This is a genomic window from Benzoatithermus flavus (assembly GCF_037908215.1).
Taxonomy (GTDB): Bacteria; Pseudomonadota; Alphaproteobacteria; order Geminicoccales; family Geminicoccaceae; genus Benzoatithermus; species Benzoatithermus flavus.
Window position 1 is genome coordinate 1 of record NZ_JBBLZC010000074.1, and the last position, 1012, is coordinate 1012.

The 1012-nt window shown below is 49.7% G+C and carries 1 protein-coding gene; it reads right to left on the minus strand.

Annotation, left to right across the window (positions count from 1 at the left end):
* A partial coding sequence (locus tag U1T56_RS24105; RefSeq protein ID WP_418162033.1) for a DUF927 domain-containing protein occupies positions 1 to 1012 on the minus strand: 1012 nt, incomplete at both ends.

Consider the following 1012-nt stretch of genomic DNA (forward strand, 5'->3'; position numbering starts at 1 on the left):
GTTTATACGTATCTGCTTGGTGTATCCCCTTTTGGCGTCGATCCATCCGCGTTGCCGCCAACTTTTTAGGATTGCCTCCGGCTCGTCGCCATGATCGCGTAAAATCTTCTTCAGTGCATGAGGGAAAAAGCGTATTTCAGCCCAAAAAGCATTTTCTGTATTCCATTCCCCTAATGTGTCGCGTGTTGGTTCATCGCTAGTCGATTGCAAAAACTGCCCTTTATTGGCCAGCGAAAACGAATAGACATGCTCCAATGCTTTTTTTGGCCGGTCTATGTCTGCGTTGTCGCTGATGATTTCTTGCCATATCACCTCCAAGGCGTCCCTATAGGCGTATTGATCCCGTAAAATCTCATCATGTAGGATATGGGCAGCTGTATCGAGAAAGGCCATGTGCTTTGCTAGGCGGCCGGAAACAGAATTTTCCGCATTCTCCCGATAGTAGCGGATCGCATTTTCATAGTAATCCCTCCATGTCGGCAAGTCGGCCATGTGTTCCACAATGTAGCGGATAAACACTTGTCCCATTACGCCATAATGATCTGTTAATAGATTCTCGATGTGTCGCACAATCCGCGCCGTGTCCTTATCCGCTTTCTCGAACGGCAGGCCATCGACAGACAGCACACGTGCCGCGATCCCTGCGCCATACTCGCCGTTTTGGTCTCGAAACTGTGTGATTTTTGATTCACCTGTAGAGAAGGCGATGCACTTCCATGTTGCCGTCTCTTGCATACCTGCGATGCTTCCGCGCACTTTTCCCACACCCTCGGTGTGATTGTAGACGATGGACGGGATGTCATTTTTCCGCTTGGCGTTTTTGGTGTCGTCTAAAAAAATGGGCAGGTGATTCATCACGCTAGCCAGACGCTCAACGGCTACAGGCGTGAGATGCCAGCTCTTTTTCAGCTTTGACGGTTTCCCCCATACACTTGCCGCAATCATCAGACTTGTAGTTTTGCCTTTCGACGTGTCCCCCGACCACTCGAACCAAAAACATTCCTCCGCCTGT